The organism is Streptomyces canus (assembly GCF_030816965.1).
Lineage (GTDB): Bacteria > Actinomycetota > Actinomycetes > Streptomycetales > Streptomycetaceae > Streptomyces > Streptomyces canus_E.
Genome location: NZ_JAUSYQ010000002.1, coordinates 10,340,385 through 10,358,784, shown reverse-complemented (window position 1 = coordinate 10,358,784; position 18,400 = coordinate 10,340,385). Strand labels below are relative to the sequence as shown.

Genomic DNA, 18,400 nt, shown 5'->3' with positions numbered 1-18,400 from the left:
TGTGCCCAGTTCGCGGGCGCACGGCCGCAGCGTCTCAAGACGCTTTCACCATGGACGGAGTCCGGCCCGCCCCAACCCACCCGCGATCAAGGGAGTGACCACAATTTCCGCCAACACCGCTAACACCGCTCGCATGGCGCGCTTCGCAACGCTCTGTGACCAATGGGAGAAGGCTTGGACTGATTTGGACGGTGATGCGGTCGCAGCGCTGTGCGCGGAGGACCTGCTGTACGACGAACCTGCGCTCGGAGACACGCGTCGTGGCCGCGAGCATGTCCGCCAGCACGTGCTGAGCATGGCGCAGACTTTCCCGCGAGGCTCATCCTCCTTCACACGTATGGGACTGTACGTAGAGGTGGAGCGTGACGCGATCGTTGTGGCGTGGCGCTTTGAGGGAACCCCGAAGGGGGGCGACCGAGCCATCGCGTTTCACGGAGACGACCGGTTGGAAGTCGGTCAAGACGGACTTATCCACTCCTACCGGGGGCTGTACGACGACCGGCTCGTGCGCCGGCTGCTCCGCGAAGCGCAGGGATGACGATGCCAGCACAGACAAGGGCTGTGTACTGACCGGTCTGGGCACAGCCTCCGCAATGGCCGACAGTGCATTCGCGACGTCCTGGCTACCACGCTCGGTGTAGGCACCGACGGCGGGTGGCGGCCCCGGACCACCACCCGCTACAGCCGTGTCCTCACCTGGGAGCAAGGCAACGAGATGGCCAACGCCTTCGTCACCGCCACGCAGATGTCAGTTTCTGCACCCTGCAAACCCTGGCAGCGGTGGTCCAACGGCCGCACCGACGGTCTGCTGCGGCAGCACGTTCCCATGTGTTTGGGCATGTCCAGGCACGCCTGAATTGACCTCGACACGGTCTTCACCAGCCTGGACACGCCCATGCAGAGCGCTTGGCCGGGACCTCCGGCCGAGCGCTTGTCCTTCTCCTGCGCCCATCCCTTGCGGAATGCCTTTGACGCGAGGGCGTGCCGCCCCGCTAGGGCCTTGAGACCACCGCCCGCTTCCTGGACGACTAGGTGCGCGGCCACTCCAGCCGGCCCACGGTCTCCGCACTCCCTGTCGGCATGGCCGCCGCAACCGCCGTGGTGCGAGGATCGCTGTAGCGCGCCGCCCGGCTCCCGGGCGCGGATAGTTTCTTCGAACACCGGCAATCGTGCTGTCATACCCTTGCGCATCCCACGTCCTCCCCCGGCGCAGCGAAGCTGACACATCGTCAGCGACGGGTCCGCGACGTTGAGATGTGGGGCCCGCTCGCGCACGGCCATGGGTGCGTGCACGTGCGCCCTGCAAGCTGCGAAGATTTCCATAGGTAGGTATCTATCGATTAGAGTGGTCGCCATGAACCATTCCGTTACGGAGGCCGTCGCCGTCACTGAGACGCGCCTGTCCCATGGCTTGCACCGTCGCGCTACCACCCTGTTGTCGCAGGCCGCGCGTCGCCCGTCAGTACCTCTCGCAGCTGTCGCCGAACTGCGTGACTACCTGGTTAAGAACCTGCACCATCATCACGAGACGGAGGATCGGCGGCTGTGGCCGATGATCTCCGCCGTTGCTCCGGAGGCGGCCGAAGAGCTCGCCGCCCTCAGTAAGGAGCACGACCAGTTGGACGGGGCGCTTGATACGCTGGAGGCTGCTCCGGCGGGAAGCGACGCGGACCGGGAGAGCCTGCACCAGGCGGCCGATGTTGTGCGTGAGCTCGTCCATCGCCACTTGGAGCACGAGGAGCCCATCCTGTTTCCCGCCCTGGAGAAGCTACCGCCCGAAAGCTGGGCGGCCTTCTCACAGGAGGTCATCACCACCTCCCCGATGGAAGCGGCGCACCTGACCGTGGGGTTCTTCGATGAGGTCGGGACACCCGAGGAGGTAAGTCTCATCCTGTCTGGACTTCCTGCGCCTGCATTGGAGTTGGTACCGGTCATGCGGGAACAGGCCCGGGCATCGCTCGCGGTACTTTCTGGTGCGGACATGAGCTGAACGGCTCCCCTCGGGCTCAGGGGGCCGGTCCTCCTGGGCACCCCGGGCGGGTCCAGCAGCACCCCGCTATAGCGGATCGTCCATGCCGGTGCCGCGGCGAGGACGCTGCCGCTTGGGCCGCGTGCTAGGTGTATCCGCATGCGGTCGGCGTGCACACACCAGGGTATGAGCGGGCTCGGTCTACCGGTGCCACGACGACCTGGGTCGCTCGATCCAGCGCTGCGTCTATACGTTGCAGCGGACACACGACGGCGTATGCCCATCGTCGGTGTACCGGTCGTGGCCGGCACCTCGAGTCCATGCGGCGGGCGTGGTGCGTGACCTGGTGGCCTGCGGCCATCAGCGCGGGTGTTGCTGTTTTTGTGAAGTGCCCGGGGTGAGCGTTGTTGGCGAATGCCGTCCCATCGGCAGGCGTGCGAGGGCCCGCCAGGCGGGTGCTGTGCGCGTGAGCTGTCGCCCAGTCACGGGATGTCTTGCAGCGTCAACGCCAGCAGGGCGTTCGGAAGGTTGTCGCGAGAATCGCGGGTGCCATCGCTCAGAACGTGCTCGAGCGCGCTTTCTTGCTGTGCCGCGTGTCTGTCTTGCCTCCGGTGAGAAGGGAGGTCTTGGTCCGAGCTGGCGGGTTGTGCCGCTACTGTTCGGCCTCAGGATCTGCAAGCAGGGCCCACCTTGCCGCCCTTGCCAGCCACTCCTCGGCATCATCGAAACTCCACTGCCGGTGGCTGACCAGACTGAACCAGGCGTCCTGGCCCAGGTGAAACCAGAGCAGATCGGCGGCTTTGTCCGTGGTCAAGCCCGGACGCAGGGCATCAAGGCCGCTCAGCCGCTCAGCGATCATTGTGAGCACCTTCATGAACTCCACATTGCCTGCCGCCAGCACGGCTGCGGCGCTCGGCTCGGCATGGCATTGGGGTACCAGGGCCTCCAGCATCCGCCAGTGCCCCTCGTGTGCCTGCCGGGTTCCCTGCGCAGTGGCGTTGATGACTTCACGCGGATCCTCGGTCTCGGTGATCCTGCGCATCGTGCGCTCAACACTCGGGTCTTCGATCGCGGGAGTGAGCAGTTCCATGAGAATGTCCGCTTTGCCGCCGGTACTGCTGTAGACGGTCTGCGTCGCTACTCGAGCGGTCGCGGCAATCCTTCCCACGGTAACATTGGAGTAACCGTGGGTGATAAAGAGTTCCTCGGCCGCCCTCAGGATCGCGGCGCGGGTCTCAGCAGCTGAGTGCATACGCCGCGGGGAGCGGTAACTTCTGGTGCTCACCGTTCTCCTCACCCCGCCGTCAGAGGCCCTTTGCGGCACACCTTACCTGTTCTTAACAGAGCTATGGTCAGCGGGGGGACAAGGACATACGGAGTGAGTTGCTTCGTGATTCGTCGAAGTGCCCGGCCGTATCGATAGCGCACATGCACCGCAGGCTCGGTGGGCTCATGCCAGGGCCGTGCCGTTCGGCGTATATCTACATCACAACTGCCAGGCTCGTGCACAGGTGTCGAAAGGCCTGCCTGTCGGCATCACGCGATGCCGGTTATCGTGCGGGCGGCCGGTTGAGAGGCATACTGGCTCTATCGTGCATCTTTGGTGCGTTCCCGCGGCTCGTCTCTGACTGAGCCCGTGAGTACCATGCGCAGCGTCATCCACACACAAGGGAGCAACGGCTGTGCCTAACGAACCGGCCTCCGGCCCACTCAAGTCGCGCTACGCGGAACTAGCCCACGCCGACCTGGAGGAGAACCGCCGTCGGCAAGCAGAACTGATGAGCCACGTGGAGGCACTGCGGGAAGAGGAGGCCCTATTGGTGCATATCTGCAACCTCACAGGGCAGTCTGCGGTGGGGCCTCTCGGGGGACCTACACCAGGTCAGGTGCAGGAAGGCGCCTCTGCAGATGTTTCCGTGCTTGGGGGACAGCACCCTACTGAGCCCTCCCCGGACTTGTCGGCGAGCGGTCGCCATCGGTCCGAGAAGGGGGCCGCCCCGAAGGCCGGCGCCAAACAGCCCCTGCTCAGAGACCTCGTTCTGGACCTACTGCGAACCCATGACGAGCCGCGCCTGGCCAGGGAGGTGCATGAGGAGTTCCTGCGGAAGCATCCGGCCCGGCAGCCCTCCGTGCAGGTGGTCCGTAACACGATCGAAGGACTCGTCGCCAAGGGCCACGTCCGGCGGCACAAGCAGGGACGATCGGTCATGTACTCAGTGAGCGAATCGGTGACGGCAAATTCCGTTTAGGGGTCGGCAGCGTGCCGGATGCGCTGATTTGACTGGACAATGAGGCGATGTCGGTGCCGGATGCGATATGCCGTGCCCTGTGGTCGGCGTGTGTACTTCTGAGTTCGTCCAGATCATGTCTGGGCTTCCGCCCAGCAACCTGTTGTCAAACGTATCTTGTCGGAGGTGTTGCGCGTCTGCAGATGTCAATGGCTCATTCGCACCTGACGCCGGGTATTTTAAAACGCAATAATCTTGCTGGGCGTTGGTGGAGCGGCCTCCACCGTGTTGCACCGCCCTTCTTCCCACTGATGAGGTGTGTCACGCATGGTGAATCGCAAAGCGCGACGGATCGTTGCTGCTACGGCTGCTGGCGGAGCCGCCCTGTTCGCCTGTACGGCCATGGCCCCCTCGGCTTCGGCGGCTACGGACTCCGGGGTCTCGTTCTTCACCGGCAAGAACCTGACCGGCATGAGGATGGTCGCCGACCTGAACGCATCCGGCTGCCAGAACCTGTCCCAGCCGGCCCTGTCGGCAATGAACGTGTCCGAGTCCAACGTGTATGTCTACTACAACGCAAACTGCCAGCCGGGCCTGCCCGGCGCGGCCGGTGACTCCTACTTCGCCCTGGGAAGCCTACACACGGGCCAGTTCCCCTATGCGGCGGTGAGCTACCGGGTGGTCACCGGCAGCTGACCTCGCCCCCACAATCGACGATCCGGGTAACCCCGCGTCATGGTCTGCCCTACACAGGCACCTGCCGCCAGCCCGTCCTGCGCATGTGCGCGGAGCGGGCCGGAGTGCTCTGCAACGGTCTCCTCACGTTCCAGGAGCCGTCCATCAGCCAGTTGACGGCCCTCAAGCCTATGACCCTTAGGCAACCGGGCGGCCTGTGGCCACGTGCTGTCGCTGGGCGAGGTGCTCCATGAAGTCAGCCACTTTTGCTCCTTGAGATGGTCTTGATGAGTACAAGACAGGGGCCGCGCAGTAGACTCTCAAACATAATGAGTTCTAACGAACCTATAGATGGTCCACCTGGCGTGGACCCTCTCGAAGAAGTTCTTGCTCTGGTCGAGGTCCGTGCGCAGCAGGCGTCCACGCTGACCGGGCACGGTGACTGGGCCTTGCGGTTCCCGGCATCCGCCGGCGCGAAGTTCAACGCGGTGCTGTCCGGATCCTGCGTGATCGACACGCCCGGGCTGGAGAGGCCGCTCCTGCTCCGCACGGGTGACTCCTTCCTCCTGAACCGCCCGCAGGAGTTCGTCCTGTTCACCTCGGCCCATGCCAGCGTCCAGCAGGCCTCCCCCATCTTCCGTGCCACGGCAGGTACGAGTATCGAGGTCGGCCCCCTGGAGCAACCGGTGAGCGCGCGTCTGGTAGGTGGTAGCTTCGCCTTCGGCCGTCGCGCCCGCGAATTGCTGCTGGACACGCTCCCGCCGCTGATTTACCTGCCTGCCCACGCCGAGGGCGCGGCGATGGTCCCTCACCTGCTGAACCGCATCGATCGTGAGGCCCGCATCGCCGGCATCGGTGCACACGTGGTCAGCGAGCACCTGGCGGTCGTCCTGCTCGTCGATGTTCTGCGTTGTCACCTCACCCACCACCCGGACCGGGCCGGCTGGCTGCAAGGGCTCGGTGACCCGGTCGTCTCTGCAGCTTTGCGCGCCATCCATGCCGATCCGGCGCGCCGGTGGACAGTACAGCTCCTCGCGGACGCTGCACTCGTCTCCCGCTCCACCCTCGCCGCACGCTTCAAGACCGCCGTCGGACAAGGGCCGCTCGAGTACCTCACGAAGTGGCGTATCGAACTGGGCGCACACCGCCTCGCCGTAACGGACCAGACGATCGCCGTCATCGCGGACGCCGTTGGCTACCGCTCCGAGGCATCCTTCGCCCTTGCATTCAAACGCGAGCTCGGCATACCACCGGGCAGCTACCGCAAGGAAGTCCGCAAGCAGGACGGTGCCACACCGCCGCCGAGAACACCCGTGCACGTCTAGCCATGTCGCCGGCCTCGCTCTGAGCTAAGGCGGCGGGAAGCTGCTGGGCGACGTGCGGCTCGTCTTCGGGCCGAGCCGTTGGTGGGTGGCCGGGCCCCGATCGGCCTGCTCCAGTCAGCCCTTCGTGCGCCTGCGCGCCGAGGTTCTCGAGACGGCGAACTCCGCTCCGCGTCCGGCAGGTGTTCCCTGGCCCACCGCCCAAGCGATCGCAGTGCGGGACTCAGCGCCTCACCCGACTTCGTGAGTCGGTAAGAGACCCGCAGCGGAGGCTCCTCGTTGACCTCACGCACCAGAAGGCGGGCGGCACCCAGTTCGGCCAGGCGGTCGAGAGCATTCGTTCGCTGATGTCGGGGACGGCCTTGCGTAGGTCGACGAAGTACACGGGCCCGTTGCTGAGTACCGACATGATCGGGCCCGTCCAGCGCTTCCCGAGGACGCTGCTCGACCCCCGAAGGAGCTTGCATGACGACGCCTTTGACCGCCGACGCGGTGGTCTGGCTCCCCTACGAGCCGAAAGAACTCGATGGGCTTGGGCTGCCAGAACAGTTCTCCTAGGGCTACTGGGACGGTCAGGACGACATGCTTCCCGGCAACCCCGCGGAGGTGCGTATCCTTTTTGAGGAATCATCGCGGAGCTTTCTGGTACAGCAGCTGCACCGTTACGCACGAGGCGAAGCGTTGGCCAATACCGTCGTCAGGCGTGACGGCACGCGGTGACCCGCCGAAGAGTCCGCCCCAATCCGTCAGAGCCCTGGTAGCCCCGCCCGCCTTCGCAGGCTCGTCAGGTTCCCGCCGCCCACTTACATCGATACATATCTTGGCCAACAGCCTGGTGGCGTTCCCTCACGCCTTGCTCGTCACCCCTATCGGTCGATGGGCATTCACTCTCCACACCTCGCGAGAGCGTTGGCGGCCCCGTGTCAGCGCGGATTCCGGATATCGCCGTACGGACTCGATTCTCGGGCAGCGCAGCGCCACGATGGGTGCTCGTTTCCTGCTGTTCGGAATCGAGGAAATATGTGACTTCCCTGTCTGACGGCATCAGCGGTCCCATACTCCGTGGGCAGCCAGGTGCGCGGTGTCGGTGCCGTGGACTTGCCCCGCTGCCGCGAGGCTTGGCCCACGGCTTCGCGGTCACTCCTCCCGCCGCGCGCTCCGCTCACCGGTGGCGAACCGTGAGATCAGCGGCGGTGTGTCGCCCAGGACGACCGTCGAGATGCTCCCCCTCCAGTACGCCGATACAGCGCGCCGGGACGGCGTCCCGGTGAGCACGGTGTATTTGGATGCTGGGGAAGGCGGTTTCGGGGACGAGTCCGACATGTCTTTCGCCTTGCTGCGGGCTGTGTCCGTGCCGGTTGGTCTTCAGACGTTGGCGGATGATGAACCCACTGGTACCTCCACGGACTGCAGTGGAGTCCGCATGGTTCTGCTGGACCAGTAGGTGCAAGGACACTTGTCACTGCTGGTGTACCGCATCGCGGTTGCGGTGCTGTTTCTGATGGGCCGGGAGGGCTGTCGTCCAGCGGCTTTGGACGCTGGTGCTGTCAGATCCCCTGGTAGCGCAACTCGGCTGGAATAGCGCACTGGTTGTATTGGTTCTTCTGGCCAGTGACCTTGTGTGGCAATGGCGGCCGGGAATGGGAAGGTCATGGCGCCTCCTTGGCGACGCATGCGACGGGCTGTCGCGGGCGCGCAGGCAGCACCAGCCGCCGACACTCCGACGAAAGAGTCCCGTGAACAGAACACTCAGTCCGGATCGGGAAATCGTTTGCTCACCTGCACTGAAGGGGTGCAACGAGTCCTCAGCACGTGTGTGCCAGGTTATTAATCTCGCTGACTCTGAGCGTCCCGAGCAAAAGGCTCGGGAAGCAGTGCGGAGCGGGTGCTCGGAATGGCTAGGTACACGGTTGCCGGACGCCCTCCTCGTGGTCAGTGAGCTAGTGGCGAACGCGGCGTCACACACAGCCGGCGTCGGGAATCTGGTGCTCCACCATGGCGATGACGTCACTGAACTGGAGGTTCAGGACAAGGGTGGAACGTCGAATTGGCCACGTGTGGCCGAAGCGAATCCATTGGCCGAGACGGGCCGCGGTATGCGCCTTGTCGATGCCCTGTCCGATTCCTGGCGCGCCCAACCCGTCCCGGATGGCGGAAAGGCCGTGACCGCGGTTTTCCGAAACGCCTCGCCCAGGTGACAGATCACGATTGAACGAACCGGCTAGGCCGAGTAAGGCCGAGCCCTATTCCGTGCATGGCACGTTCGTGCGCACCGGTATCCTTGCCCAATCTGTGAATTTCGCAGTCTACGTGCGCGCCGATCTGATGAAACGCTTTGCCGCGAATGCGCCGCTTAAGGCACCTAAAATGGTGGGGCCATTGCGGGACCTGGACCACGCCGAAGCGAAGGTGATCTGGCACAGGGCCACGAATGAGGCATGGGCTACGGAGAGTGTCCTGGGTCTGTCATGGAGCTAGACGGTGCCCTAGACCTGGCTCAACAGCGCGCCCCGACGACATGTCCTGGCGGACGCAACCATCGTTGCCGGTGCTCTGGCGCCAGGGGTGTACGTGTGTCTGCCACGCCGCACCGGGGCACCCTGTCGGGGCCTGGTGTTTGTGTCGACTGTCGGACACGCTCATATCCCTGAGGCGTCACTGAGACAGCGAGCCGCTTCGATAGCCCAGCGCAGCCTGTGCCCGGGCGGTGCGTACTGCGGCCGACAGGGTGGCGATGTCGTAGGCGCCGTAGTGGTGACGGCCGTTGACGAAGAATGTCGGTGTCCCTGAGACACCACTGAGGTCCGCGGACTCCAAATCTTCGGCAACCCGCTCGGCGCCCACCCGATTTCGCAGGTCGTTGCGGAACCGATCGCTGTCCAGCCCGATCTGCTCCGCGTAGGCCAGCAGGTGCTTGAGCTGGAGGGCACCCTGGTGGGTCAACAGCATGTCGTGCATCTGCCAGTACCCGCCCTGCAGTGTGGCGGCTTCGGCCGCCTCGGCCGCCAGCTGGGCGTTGGGGTGGACGTCCGACAGGGGCAGATGCCTCCAGACGTAACGCACCTCGTCGCCGAAAGCGGCGAGCAGTTCGCGCACCACCGGTTCCGCCAGGCCGCAGTAGGGGCACTCGAAGTCGCCGTACTCGACGAGCGTGACCGGCGCGTCGAGGGGTCCGCGGATGTGGTCGCGCTCGGCATCCACCGGTTCGACGAGGTCGACGATCGTCTGCTCCTCGCCGAGCAGTGCACGGGCCCGCCGCCGCGGAGGAAGCAGTGCCAGCAGCCGGGTGGCCAGCCAGGTGAGGATGAACGAGCAGATGACGGCAGCCAGGATGCCGATTTTCGCCTCTTCGAGTTGGACGCCGGTGAAGGCGAGGTCGGCGATCAGCAGCGACACGGTGAAGCCGACTCCCGCCAGGCTGCCGCCGGCGGCGACGGCACCCCAGCCGACCGGCGGGCGCAGGCGGCCCCGGCCGACGCGCACCGCGAGCCAGGTGGTGGCGAAGATACCGATGGGCTTGCCCGCTACGTATGCGAGCACGATCCCCAGGGTCAGGGGGGAGGTGGCGGCGTCGGTGAGTTGGTCGGCACTGACGGTGATGCCGGCATTGGCCAGCGCGAAGACCGGAACGATGACGAAGCTCGTCCAGGGATGGAACATCCGTTGGAGTCGTTCGTTGGGGGACATCGTCGAGGACAGCCCGCGGCGCAGGGTGCGTTCCAGTTCCGCTGTCGGTTGCTCACGAAAGCGCCGGAACAGGCCGCTGACGTTCTCCAAGGCCTGTCGCTCGGCCGGGTGCGCGTAGGTCAACAAGCCCATGATGAGACCACTGACCACGGGATCCACCCCGGACTGCAGCAGTGCTCCCCACAGCACCAGGGACAACAGCGCATAGACGGCCGAGATCCGCACACCGGCCAGGCGCAGCGCCAGGAGCGCGGCAAGCACTGCAAATGCGGCGGCTAGGGCGGGAAGATCGAGGGGCCCGCTGTAGGCGACCGCAATGACCACCAGGGCGAGGAAATCGTCGGCGACTGCGACCGTGAGCAGGAAGACGCGGAGGCGGCCGGGCAGCCGGTCGCCGAAGACGGCGAGGATACCGAGCGCGAACGCCGTGTCGGTGGACATGGCGGTGCCCCAGCCGTGCACCGAGGTCTGGCCCGCGTTGACGGCGAGGAAGAGAGCGATGGGGACGAGCATGCCGCTGAGGCCAGCGATGAACGGCAGGGCCAGCCGCCGGCGTTCGCGTAGCTCACCGAGGTCGAACTCGCGCCGGGCTTCGAGGCCCACGACAAAGAAGAACAGGGCCATCAGCCCACTGTTCACCCAGTCCCGCAGGTCCAGGGTGATACCGGCCTGACCGAACCGCAGGGATACCTGAGTGTGCCACCACGTGTCATATGCGCCTGGCGCGATGTTGGCCCACACCAGTGCTGCGGCGGTGGCCGCCAGCAGGGCGACGGCACTGCCGGTCTCGGTATGCATGAAGGCGCGCAGCGGGCTGCGAGGTTTGGTGCCACAGCCGGTCTGCCCGGTCATCGGCGAGTTCACGGGCGCCACGATCACTCCTCAGCACATCATGTGCTCGCGTAACGGGTGGTCGCCATTGACTCTGTTGAGAGCACAGTGAAGTGTAAGTGGCCAATGGAACAAACAGCGAGCAACCCCTCGTTGCCTGAGTTCACAGGCGGCGCCCTCTCCCCCGTGACTCAGCTCCCACCCCCGGCGTGTGGGGATGTGCGCAGCCACGTCTTGATCCATCGGTGTGATGTATGTGTATGACCCTTCGAGGTGCGTTGCCCGCCATCCCCACCTCTCGTCGGTGGTCCGGACAGATCCGGGCAGGACGTCCCGATCCGTGGGGTTCCTGCCCATTACTGAGGGGCCCCGACCGGCTCAAGGAGGCAGTCTGGTCCAGCCCAAGCTGCGTCTAGGGCGGCATCGGTAGACAAAGGAGTAAGACGTGTCCAACAAGTTCACGGGACGCTGCGAGTGCGGCGCCCTCACATACGAGTTCAGCAACGCACCCGAATTCATCGCGAACTGCTATTGCAAGGACTGTCAGAGATCGTCTGGCGGCGTCATGGCGTCCTACTTCAGCGTCGCCCAGGACGACTTCAAGCTCCTGAGCGGAAAGCCGCGTTCCTATCCCTATGTGGCCGACAGCGGGAACACGCTGGAACGCAACTTCTGCCCTGATTGCGGAGCCCGGGTCTTCACCGACAAGCTTTCGGGATTCCCGGGCCAGGTGTTCGTGATGCTCGGCAGCCTCGACGACCCTGAAAGCGTCAAGCCGCCGCTCATGGAGATCTTCACGGCGCGCCGCATCTCCTGGACCGCAGCGCTCGACGTACCGCAGTACCCCGCTCGTCCCGACGCAGACCCGCAGTCCACAGTGGGGCGTATGCCGGGGGGCTGCGGCTGAGCACCCACCGATGTGATGGTTGTGGATGGCTCTTCGGGCGACGAGGAAGTGCCTTGCGAACTGTGGTGAGGGGAGTTCTTTAGGCTTTCAACACGCTGGATCGGCAAGGCACTTCGAGGTGCAAGTCCCCACACTGCGGCGGTGTTGTCCACTGCTTTCGATGACGGCACACCCGTGCTCAGCGTAGTCACCGACGACGGCTCCACCCAGTCTCGCTCCTTGATCGACGAGATCGTCCGCGAAGGCGCCCGCCGCCGCCCTGGAGGCGGAAGTCAACCAGTACATAGCCGAGTTGGCTGCCGGAACCGACGAGTGCGGTCAGCGCCGCGTCGTCCGTAACGGCCACCACCGGGCCCGGACCGTGGTCACTGCGGCTGGACCAATCGAGGTCAGGGCACCGCGGGTGAATGACCGGCGGGTGGACGAGGCGACCGGCGAGCGCAAGCAGTTCTCCTCGAAGATCCTTGCGCCGTGGTGCCGCAAGTCGCCGAAGATCTCGAGGTGACTGCCGCTGCTCTACCTGCACGGACTGTCGTCCGGGGACTTCGTCCCGGCCCTGGAACAGTTCCTCGGCGGCATGGCTGGCCTGTCGCCGGCGACGGTGACCCGCCTGAGGAAGCAGTGGGCCGACGACCACTCCGCCTTCCAGGACCGGGACCTGTCGGACCGGGACTTCGTCTATGTGTGGGCCGACGGTGTGCACCCGAAGATCCGGCTCGGGCAGGCCCACTCGTGCGTGCTGGTCCTGCTCGGGGTGCGTCTGGACGGCACCAAGGAACTCATCGCGCTCGCCGAGGGCCTGCGGGAGTCCACCGAGTCATGGGCAGACCTGCTGCGCGACTGCCGCCGACGCGGCATGCGCGACCCCGAGCTGGTCCTCGGTGACGGCGCGATGAGCCTGTGGAAGGCCCTCGCCGAGGTCTTCCCCGCAGCCCGCCACCAGCGCTGCTGGGTCCACAGAAGCCGTCAAGAATCAACCTGTCGGTGTGTCGTCTTCGCTGTGTGCTGCTGCGAGGAGGTCGGCGGCGGTGCGGTAGCGGGTGGTGGCCGGTGGCGGGAGGTGCCCGGCTTCCATGAGCAGGGGTCGGATCTCACGGACGACGTTGCCGATCAAGGACCGGCTCACGTCGCCCAGCGCGTCGGCGAGGACGTCCAGGGTGCAGAGCTTGCGCAGGTAGAGGACGGCGAGGATGACGCGTTCTTTGTCGCCGATCTTCTGGGGGAAGATGCCGCCGCGGCTGCCCGGCTGGCGGTCGGCGCCCCGGCGCTGGTAGGAGGCGCGTTCGATCTGAGCGAGTTGGCGTGGGGCGAGGCGCCGGGCGAGTGTGTCGAGGCCCTCATGGGACATGCCGGTCAGGCGCGGATGGGACAGGCTCTCCATGATCTGGGTGCGCGGCGGAGTCGTTGCCGTGTCGAGGAAGGCCAGCAGCTCGGCCTCGGTGGTGAAGCGGGTGGGGGCGTATCCGGGCTGGTGACCGTGGTCTTCCAGGACGCGCCGGGTTTCGGCGACGAGGTGGCCGATGCAGTTGGGGGTGACCTCCAGCATGTCGCTCAGCAGCTTCATCGAGCAGACCTGCCGCTGGTAGAGGAGGGTGAGTATCACCCGGGCCGCGTCGTCGAACACCGGCTTGCTGCCGCGCAGTTTGCCGGTAGCCCGACGGGCGCGTCCGCCGCGCTGTTCGCTGTAGCGTTCTTGAGCCCGCGCGGCCTGGAGTGGGGCCAACTCGACGCACAAGTCGGCGAGTTGTGTGCTACTCAGTCCTGTCAGCCGCGGGTCGGCCAGACGGGCCAGGAGTGAGTGGCGCCGGTCGGCGACGCCGTGCGCCTCACCGACAGCGGGCTGGGCCTGCGCCGAGGCGGGTTCAGGCAGCAGGGTGTAGTTCCACTGGCCGTGCACCTCATGCTTGACCAGGGGCAGGGCGGCGAAGCGGTCCTTGCTGATCGCGATGCCTGTGGGGTAGTCGCCGGGGTCCAGGCGGGCCTCGATACGCAGTCCGGCCCGGGTCCGGGTGGCGGCAATCGTCTCGATGACGACATCGTGGCTGGTCAGAGGGCGACCACGCCAGTTGTGAGTGATGTGGGAGAACAGCCGGTGCTCGATCTTGTTCCACTTCGAAGTGCCCGGCGGGAAGTGGCAGACCGTGATCGCCAGGCCGGTCTCGGCGGCCAGGGCGGCCAGCTCGCTCTTCCAGACCCGGTAGCGGTAGCCGTTGGAGCCGCCGGCGTCCGCGGTGATCAGTAGCCGGGTGGCGTGCGGATGGTCATCGTGCCCGCGAGCCTTCCACCAGCGGCGGATCGACTCCACGGCGAAGGTAGAGGTGTCGTGGTCGACCCCGACGTTGACCCAGCCGGTGTTGTGGGCGATGTCGTAGATTCCGTACGGGATCGCCTGCTCGACGTTCGGACCGCTGAAGAAGAAGTGATGGTCCTCGACCCGCACCGGGTCGCCCTTCGGACGCCACTCGCGTCCAGCCATGGGCAGGCGTCCGATCTGCTCACGCTTCTTGGTGTCAACGCTGATCACCGGCTCGCCTGCCGCCTGGTGCCGTTTGACCTGCTCGTTGAGGTAATGAAACTGGGCGTCGCGGTCGGGGTGTTGGGTGCCTTCGAGAGTCTTGGCGTTGCCCTGCAGGCTGAAACCGGCCTGTTTGAGCAGACGACCCACCGTCGGCGCGGAGACCGGGTGCCCCTGCCTGGTCAGTTCCTCGGCCAGGTGACGCAGCGACTTCGTCGTCCACCGCAGCGGGGATTCCGGATCACCGCGCTCATCAGGCTCGACCAGGGCCATCAGCGCGTTCACCAGGCCGGGGTCGACCTCCTCGACCGGTTTACGGCCTCCGCCGTCGGCACGGATGCGCCCACCGGGCAGCGGCCCGCTGCCGGCTTCCAGTTCCGTGATCCCCCGGCGCACGGTGGTCTCGCTGACGGCCGCTGCCCGGGCGGCGGCGCGCACCCCGCCGTGGCCCAGCAGTCGTGCCTCGGCCGCCACCGCGAGACGCCGCTGCCTCTCGTTGAGATGGGGCAGCAACACCGCGAAACGGCAGTCGAGTTGGGACAGCATCTCGTCCGTGATCGCCATACCAGGCCAACGAGCCGCTGATCGCGAAGCAACAGGTTGATTCTTGACGGCTTCACAAGGCCCGCAACGTCACGACCTGCCTGCCGAAGATCGCGCAGTCCGGCGCGATCAGGGCGATGCAGGAGATCTACAACGCTGAGGACCGTACCCACGCCGAGAAGGCGCTCGAGGCGTTCACCCGCGCCTACGGCACCAAGTGGCCCAAGTGGCCCAAAGCCGTCGCGAAGATCACCTACGACCGGAACGAACTGCTGGCGTTCTACGACTTTCCCGCCGAGCACTGGGTTCACCTGCGGACGACGAACCCCATCGAGTCGACCTACTCAACGGTCAAGCTCCGCACCAAGGTCACTCGCGGCGCCGGCAGCCCCACCGCAGCACTCGCGATCGTGTTCAAGCTCGTGGAGTCCGCGCAGGCCCGCTGGCGGGCGATCACCAGAGCACACCTGGTGCCCCTGGTCCGGGCTGGCGCGAGGTTCGAGAAGGGGATCCTGGTCGAGCGCCAAGAGCAGGCCGCGTAAGCGGATGCGATCTCCAGGACCAGTAGACGATCCCCTGACCGAATCCTGGCGATCTCTGCACTCTCAAGATCACCGGGAGTTCGGGCCACTCCAGACCACTTACCGGCATGCATACCATGGCTCAGAACAGCAGCTTGAGGAAATAAGGGCGGTGACGATGGATCGGCAGAGGCATAGCACAGGCCACAGCGAGGACGAGAACGTCGTGCTGCTCGGGCGGGACGCAGAGCGTGCCGTCTTCGATCGGATGCTTGCGGCCGTCGCCACCGGTGAGAGCCGCGTACTGGTGGTGCACGGCGCGCCGGGAGTCGGAAAGTCGGCACTTTTGCGGTATGCGGAGCATGCGGCCGCAGACATGCAGATACTCAGTGCAGTCGGTGTCGAGTCGGAGATGGAACTGCCTTACGCCACGCTGCATCAGCTGTGCGCTCCGCTGCTCAGCCGGCTGGAACAGCTTCCCGGGCCGCAGCGTGCGGCGCTGGAGACGGTGTTCGGGATACGGGCGGGGGAACCGCCCGAACGGTTCCTGGTCGGATTGGCGGTGCTCACCCTTTTGTCGAACGCTTCGGAAGAGCATCCTCTGCTGTGCGTGATCGATGACGCGCAGTGGGTAGATCAGGCATCGTTGCAGGTGCTGGGCTTCGTGGCCCGCCGTCTGCTGGCGGAGTCGGTCGCTATCGTCTTCGGGGTACGGGAGAGGCCCAAGGAGCTGTTCGGGCTTGCGGAACTGGAGATCACGGGTCTGCGGGACGCCGATGCGCACAGCCTGCTGGACTCGGTCACGCACGGGCGTTTGGACAGGCAAGTCCGCGATCGGATCGTCACCGAGACCAGGGGCAACCCCCTCGCCCTGCTGGAGCTGCCCCACGGGCTGACGGTGACGCAGATGGCGGGCGGGTTCGGTCTGCTGCGCGCCGACACGCTGCCGGGCCGGATCGAACGGAACTTTTTGACCCGCATCAGCGCTCTGCCCGAACCTGCCCGGCTGTTGCTGCTGATCGCTGCAGCCGAGCCGGTCGGCGACCCCGTTCTGGTGTGGGGTGCGGCCGACCGGCTCGGCCTGACACCGAAGGAGACGCTCGCCGGAGGCGTGCAGGAATGGCTGTCGTTGGACGCACGCGTGACGTTCCGTCATCCGCTCGTACGGTCGGCGGTGTACCGGTCGGCGTCGAGCGTCGACCGCCGGGCGGCGCATCTGGCGTTGGCAGAGGTCACTGACCCGCAGGCCGACCCGGACCGTCGAGCCTGGCATCGGGCGTCGGCAACAGCCTCGCCGGATGAGTCCGTCGCTGCGGAACTGGAACGATCCGCCGACCGGGCGCAGGCGCGCCGCGGACTGGCCGCCGCAGCGGCGTTCCTGCAGCGGTGCGCGGCGTTGACGGAGGACACTTCGCGGCGTGCCGAGCGATCGGTGGCGGCTGCGGAAGCCACCCTGCAAGCCGGTGACCTCGACGTTGCGCGCAGGTTCGCCGAGGTCGCCGACCGGGCCGCCCAGAACGAGCTGCAGCACGCGCGGGCGCAGCTGATCCGCAGCCGGATCATCTTTGCGGCCGGTCTCAACCAGGAGGCGCCACCGCTGCTGCTGAGGGCCGCGCAGCGGCTGGAGCCCTTCGATATGGACCTCGCACGCGAGACCTATCTGGTCGCGTGGGGTGCCGCAGCGTTGCTGGCCGTGCACTCCGACAGCCTGCGGACGATCTCCGAGGCGGCCAGGGCCCTTCCGCCGCGGGCCGGGGCACCGCGCGCGGTCGATCTGGTACTGGAGGGCTGTGCGCTGCTCGTCACCGATGGGCGCGCCGCCGCGATGCCTGTACTGCAGCAGGCGCTGGAGGCGCTGTCGAACCCTTCGGCGAACGATGCGTTGAGCTGGGTCTGGGTGGCCAACGCGGTCAGCGCGACCGTCTGGGATGAGCAAGCCATGCGCGTGCTGGTCGGCCGGGTCGTGGAGCAAGCGCGGGCCGCCGGCGCCCTGGCAGAGCTCCCGTTCTCCCTGACATCACTGGGAATCGCGATCTCCTGGACCGGGGACTTCACCGCTACGGACATGATCGTCACGGAGATCAAGGACGTGTGCGCGGCAACGGGTGTGCCCATCGCGCCGCATGTCGAGCTCAGGCTGAGCGCTCTGCGAGGCCGGGCGGCCGAGGCCGAAGCGCTGATCGCCGCCACGACCGAGGAGGCCGGCGCGAGCGGTCAGCTGATGGGGGTCACCGTCGCCCAGTGGGCCGCCGCGGTCCTGTCCAACGGCCTGGGCCGCTATGAGCAGGCGCTGGCAGCGGCTCAGGTGTGCACCCAGATGGGCGAGCTGTGGGTGTCGGTGTGGGCGTTGCCCGAACTGGTCGAGGCGGCGGTGCGTGCCGGTGACGGTGACGTTGCTCGCGCGGCGCTGCAGGATTTGGCGGAGGCGACGGAGCCGTCGGACACGGATTGGGCGCTGGGCGTGCTCGCCCGCTCCCGGGCGCTTGTGAGCGGCGACGCCGCGGAGAATCTCTACTGCGAGGCGATAGAGCGGCTGGGCCGAACAGAGCTGCGCCCCGAGCTGGCGCGTGCTCATCTTCTGTACGGCGAGTGGCTGCGCCGAGACCGTCGGCGTGGCGAGGCACGAGAGCAGCTGCGAACTGCGTATGAGATGTTCGTGTCGATCGGGATGGAGGCGTTCGCCGAGCGGGCCCGCGGTGAACTGGTCGCTACGGGCGAGCGCATCGGCAGCCGCACGATCGAGGCCCCGTCCGGCGAGGAACTGACGGCGCAGGAGCGGCAAGTCGCGTTGCTCGTGCGGGACGGCCTGACCAACCCGGAGATCGGCACCCGGCTCTTCCTCAGTCCGCGAACGGTAGAGTGGCACCTGCGCAAGGTCTTCGCCAAGCTCTCGATCACCTCCCGCCGCCAGCTGGGGGACGTCCTGCCTCCCAGCGAGCACGCCTGCACCGCGTAGTGACGTCATCAGCCACCAGTTGACGCCGACGCCAGGCGCAGGCCGTGCACTCGGCACGCTGCAGTCTGCGGCGGGTGTGCACGTGCCGTGCCCCCACGCGCCGTTGGAGCCTGCAGGCACCCCACGTGGCGTCTGTGCTTCTCGGCGCGGCTGCGTCGGCATGAAGGCACAGGAACCCGCCGCACGGCATGCAGTCCCAGCGTGCGCATGTCGCTGCTCGGACTCATGCGGCGGGCCGCCTGCGCG

Annotated in this window: 10 protein-coding genes and 3 pseudogenes; 9 read left to right on the top strand and 4 right to left on the bottom strand. The window is 66.5% G+C overall.

Annotation, left to right across the window (positions count from 1 at the left end):
• The first annotated feature begins 133 nt into the window (after positions 1–133).
• Both QF027_RS48600 and QF027_RS48595 read left to right on the top strand, forming a co-directional pair.
• Complete coding sequence (locus QF027_RS48600) at positions 134–538, top strand: nuclear transport factor 2 family protein (protein ID WP_307082073.1); 405 nt, start codon at positions 134–136, stop codon at positions 536–538.
• A gap of 816 nt (positions 539–1,354) precedes the next feature.
• Positions 1,355–1,990 (top strand): hemerythrin domain-containing protein, encoded by a 636-nt coding sequence (locus QF027_RS48595; RefSeq protein WP_307082071.1) that lies wholly within the window; start codon positions 1,355–1,357, stop codon positions 1,988–1,990.
• A gap of 631 nt (positions 1,991–2,621) precedes the next feature.
• Here QF027_RS48595 and QF027_RS48590 read toward each other — a convergent pair.
• The gene (locus tag QF027_RS48590; RefSeq protein WP_306972395.1) at positions 2,622–3,254 is read right to left on the bottom strand and encodes a TetR/AcrR family transcriptional regulator; all 633 of its coding nucleotides are present in this window, start codon (positions 3,252–3,254) and stop codon (positions 2,622–2,624) included.
• A gap of 493 nt (positions 3,255–3,747) precedes the next feature.
• Here QF027_RS48590 and QF027_RS48585 point away from each other — a divergent pair, with 493 nt between their 5' ends.
• From QF027_RS48585 to QF027_RS48575, 3 genes are all read left to right on the top strand, one after another.
• The gene (locus tag QF027_RS48585) at positions 3,748–4,218 is read left to right on the top strand and encodes a BlaI/MecI/CopY family transcriptional regulator (RefSeq protein ID WP_307082762.1); all 471 of its coding nucleotides are present in this window, start codon (positions 3,748–3,750) and stop codon (positions 4,216–4,218) included.
• A 306-nt stretch (positions 4,219–4,524) separates the two neighbouring features.
• Positions 4,525–4,893: a peptidase inhibitor family I36 protein gene (locus QF027_RS48580; protein ID WP_307082069.1), complete on the top strand. Its 369-nt coding sequence runs from the start codon at positions 4,525–4,527 to the stop codon at positions 4,891–4,893.
• A gap of 308 nt (positions 4,894–5,201) precedes the next feature.
• Complete coding sequence (locus tag QF027_RS48575; RefSeq protein WP_307082067.1) at positions 5,202–6,197, top strand: AraC family transcriptional regulator; 996 nt, start codon at positions 5,202–5,204, stop codon at positions 6,195–6,197.
• A gap of 164 nt (positions 6,198–6,361) precedes the next feature.
• On the opposite strand, the pseudogene QF027_RS48570 reads toward QF027_RS48575, so the two are convergent.
• Together QF027_RS48570 and nhaA are read right to left on the bottom strand one after the other, a co-directional pair.
• Positions 6,362–6,633, bottom strand: a pseudogene (locus tag QF027_RS48570) (winged helix-turn-helix transcriptional regulator); the annotation flags it as partial.
• A gap of 2,216 nt (positions 6,634–8,849) precedes the next feature.
• On the bottom strand, positions 8,850–10,733 hold the full coding sequence (nhaA, locus tag QF027_RS48565) for a Na+/H+ antiporter NhaA (protein WP_307082759.1): 1,884 nt from the start codon (positions 10,731–10,733) through the stop codon (positions 8,850–8,852).
• A gap of 424 nt (positions 10,734–11,157) precedes the next feature.
• Here nhaA and QF027_RS48560 point away from each other — a divergent pair, with 424 nt between their 5' ends.
• Positions 11,158–11,619, top strand: a complete 462-nt coding sequence (locus QF027_RS48560; RefSeq protein WP_306972399.1) for a GFA family protein — start codon at positions 11,158–11,160, stop codon at positions 11,617–11,619.
• Between the two features lie 174 nt (positions 11,620–11,793).
• Positions 11,794–12,580: pseudogene (locus QF027_RS48555) on the top strand (IS256 family transposase); the annotation flags it as partial.
• Between the two features lie 12 nt (positions 12,581–12,592).
• On the opposite strand, the gene QF027_RS48550 reads toward QF027_RS48555, so the two are convergent.
• Positions 12,593–14,698: an ISAzo13 family transposase gene (locus tag QF027_RS48550; protein ID WP_307080335.1), complete on the bottom strand. Its 2,106-nt coding sequence runs from the start codon at positions 14,696–14,698 to the stop codon at positions 12,593–12,595.
• Positions 14,699–14,751: 53 nt separating this feature from the next.
• On the opposite strand from QF027_RS48550, the pseudogene QF027_RS48545 reads away from it, so the two are divergent.
• Together QF027_RS48545 and QF027_RS48540 are read left to right on the top strand one after the other, a co-directional pair.
• Positions 14,752–15,219, top strand: a pseudogene (locus QF027_RS48545) (transposase); the annotation flags it as partial.
• Between the two features lie 157 nt (positions 15,220–15,376).
• On the top strand, positions 15,377–18,154 hold the full coding sequence (locus QF027_RS48540) for an AAA family ATPase (protein WP_307082757.1): 2,778 nt from the start codon (positions 15,377–15,379) through the stop codon (positions 18,152–18,154).
• Positions 18,155–18,400: the final 246 nt, after the last annotated feature.

Bases quoted from the DNA above. Each gene is read 5' to 3' on its own strand.
- QF027_RS48600 (WP_307082073.1), top strand. From the start codon at position 134: ATGGCGCGCTTCGCAACGCTCTGTGACCAATGGGAGAAGGCTTGGACT.
- QF027_RS48595 (WP_307082071.1), top strand. From the start codon at position 1,355: ATGAACCATTCCGTTACGGAGGCCGTCGCCGTCACTGAGACGCGCCTG.
- QF027_RS48585 (WP_307082762.1), top strand. From the start codon at position 3,748: ATGAGCCACGTGGAGGCACTGCGGGAAGAGGAGGCCCTATTGGTGCAT.
- QF027_RS48580 (WP_307082069.1), top strand. From the start codon at position 4,525: ATGGTGAATCGCAAAGCGCGACGGATCGTTGCTGCTACGGCTGCTGGC.
- QF027_RS48575 (WP_307082067.1), top strand. From the start codon at position 5,202: ATGAGTTCTAACGAACCTATAGATGGTCCACCTGGCGTGGACCCTCTC.
- nhaA (WP_307082759.1), bottom strand. From the start codon at position 10,733: ATGACCGGGCAGACCGGCTGTGGCACCAAACCTCGCAGCCCGCTGCGC.
- QF027_RS48550 (WP_307080335.1), bottom strand. From the start codon at position 14,698: ATGGCGATCACGGACGAGATGCTGTCCCAACTCGACTGCCGTTTCGCG.
- QF027_RS48540 (WP_307082757.1), top strand. From the start codon at position 15,377: ATGGATCGGCAGAGGCATAGCACAGGCCACAGCGAGGACGAGAACGTC.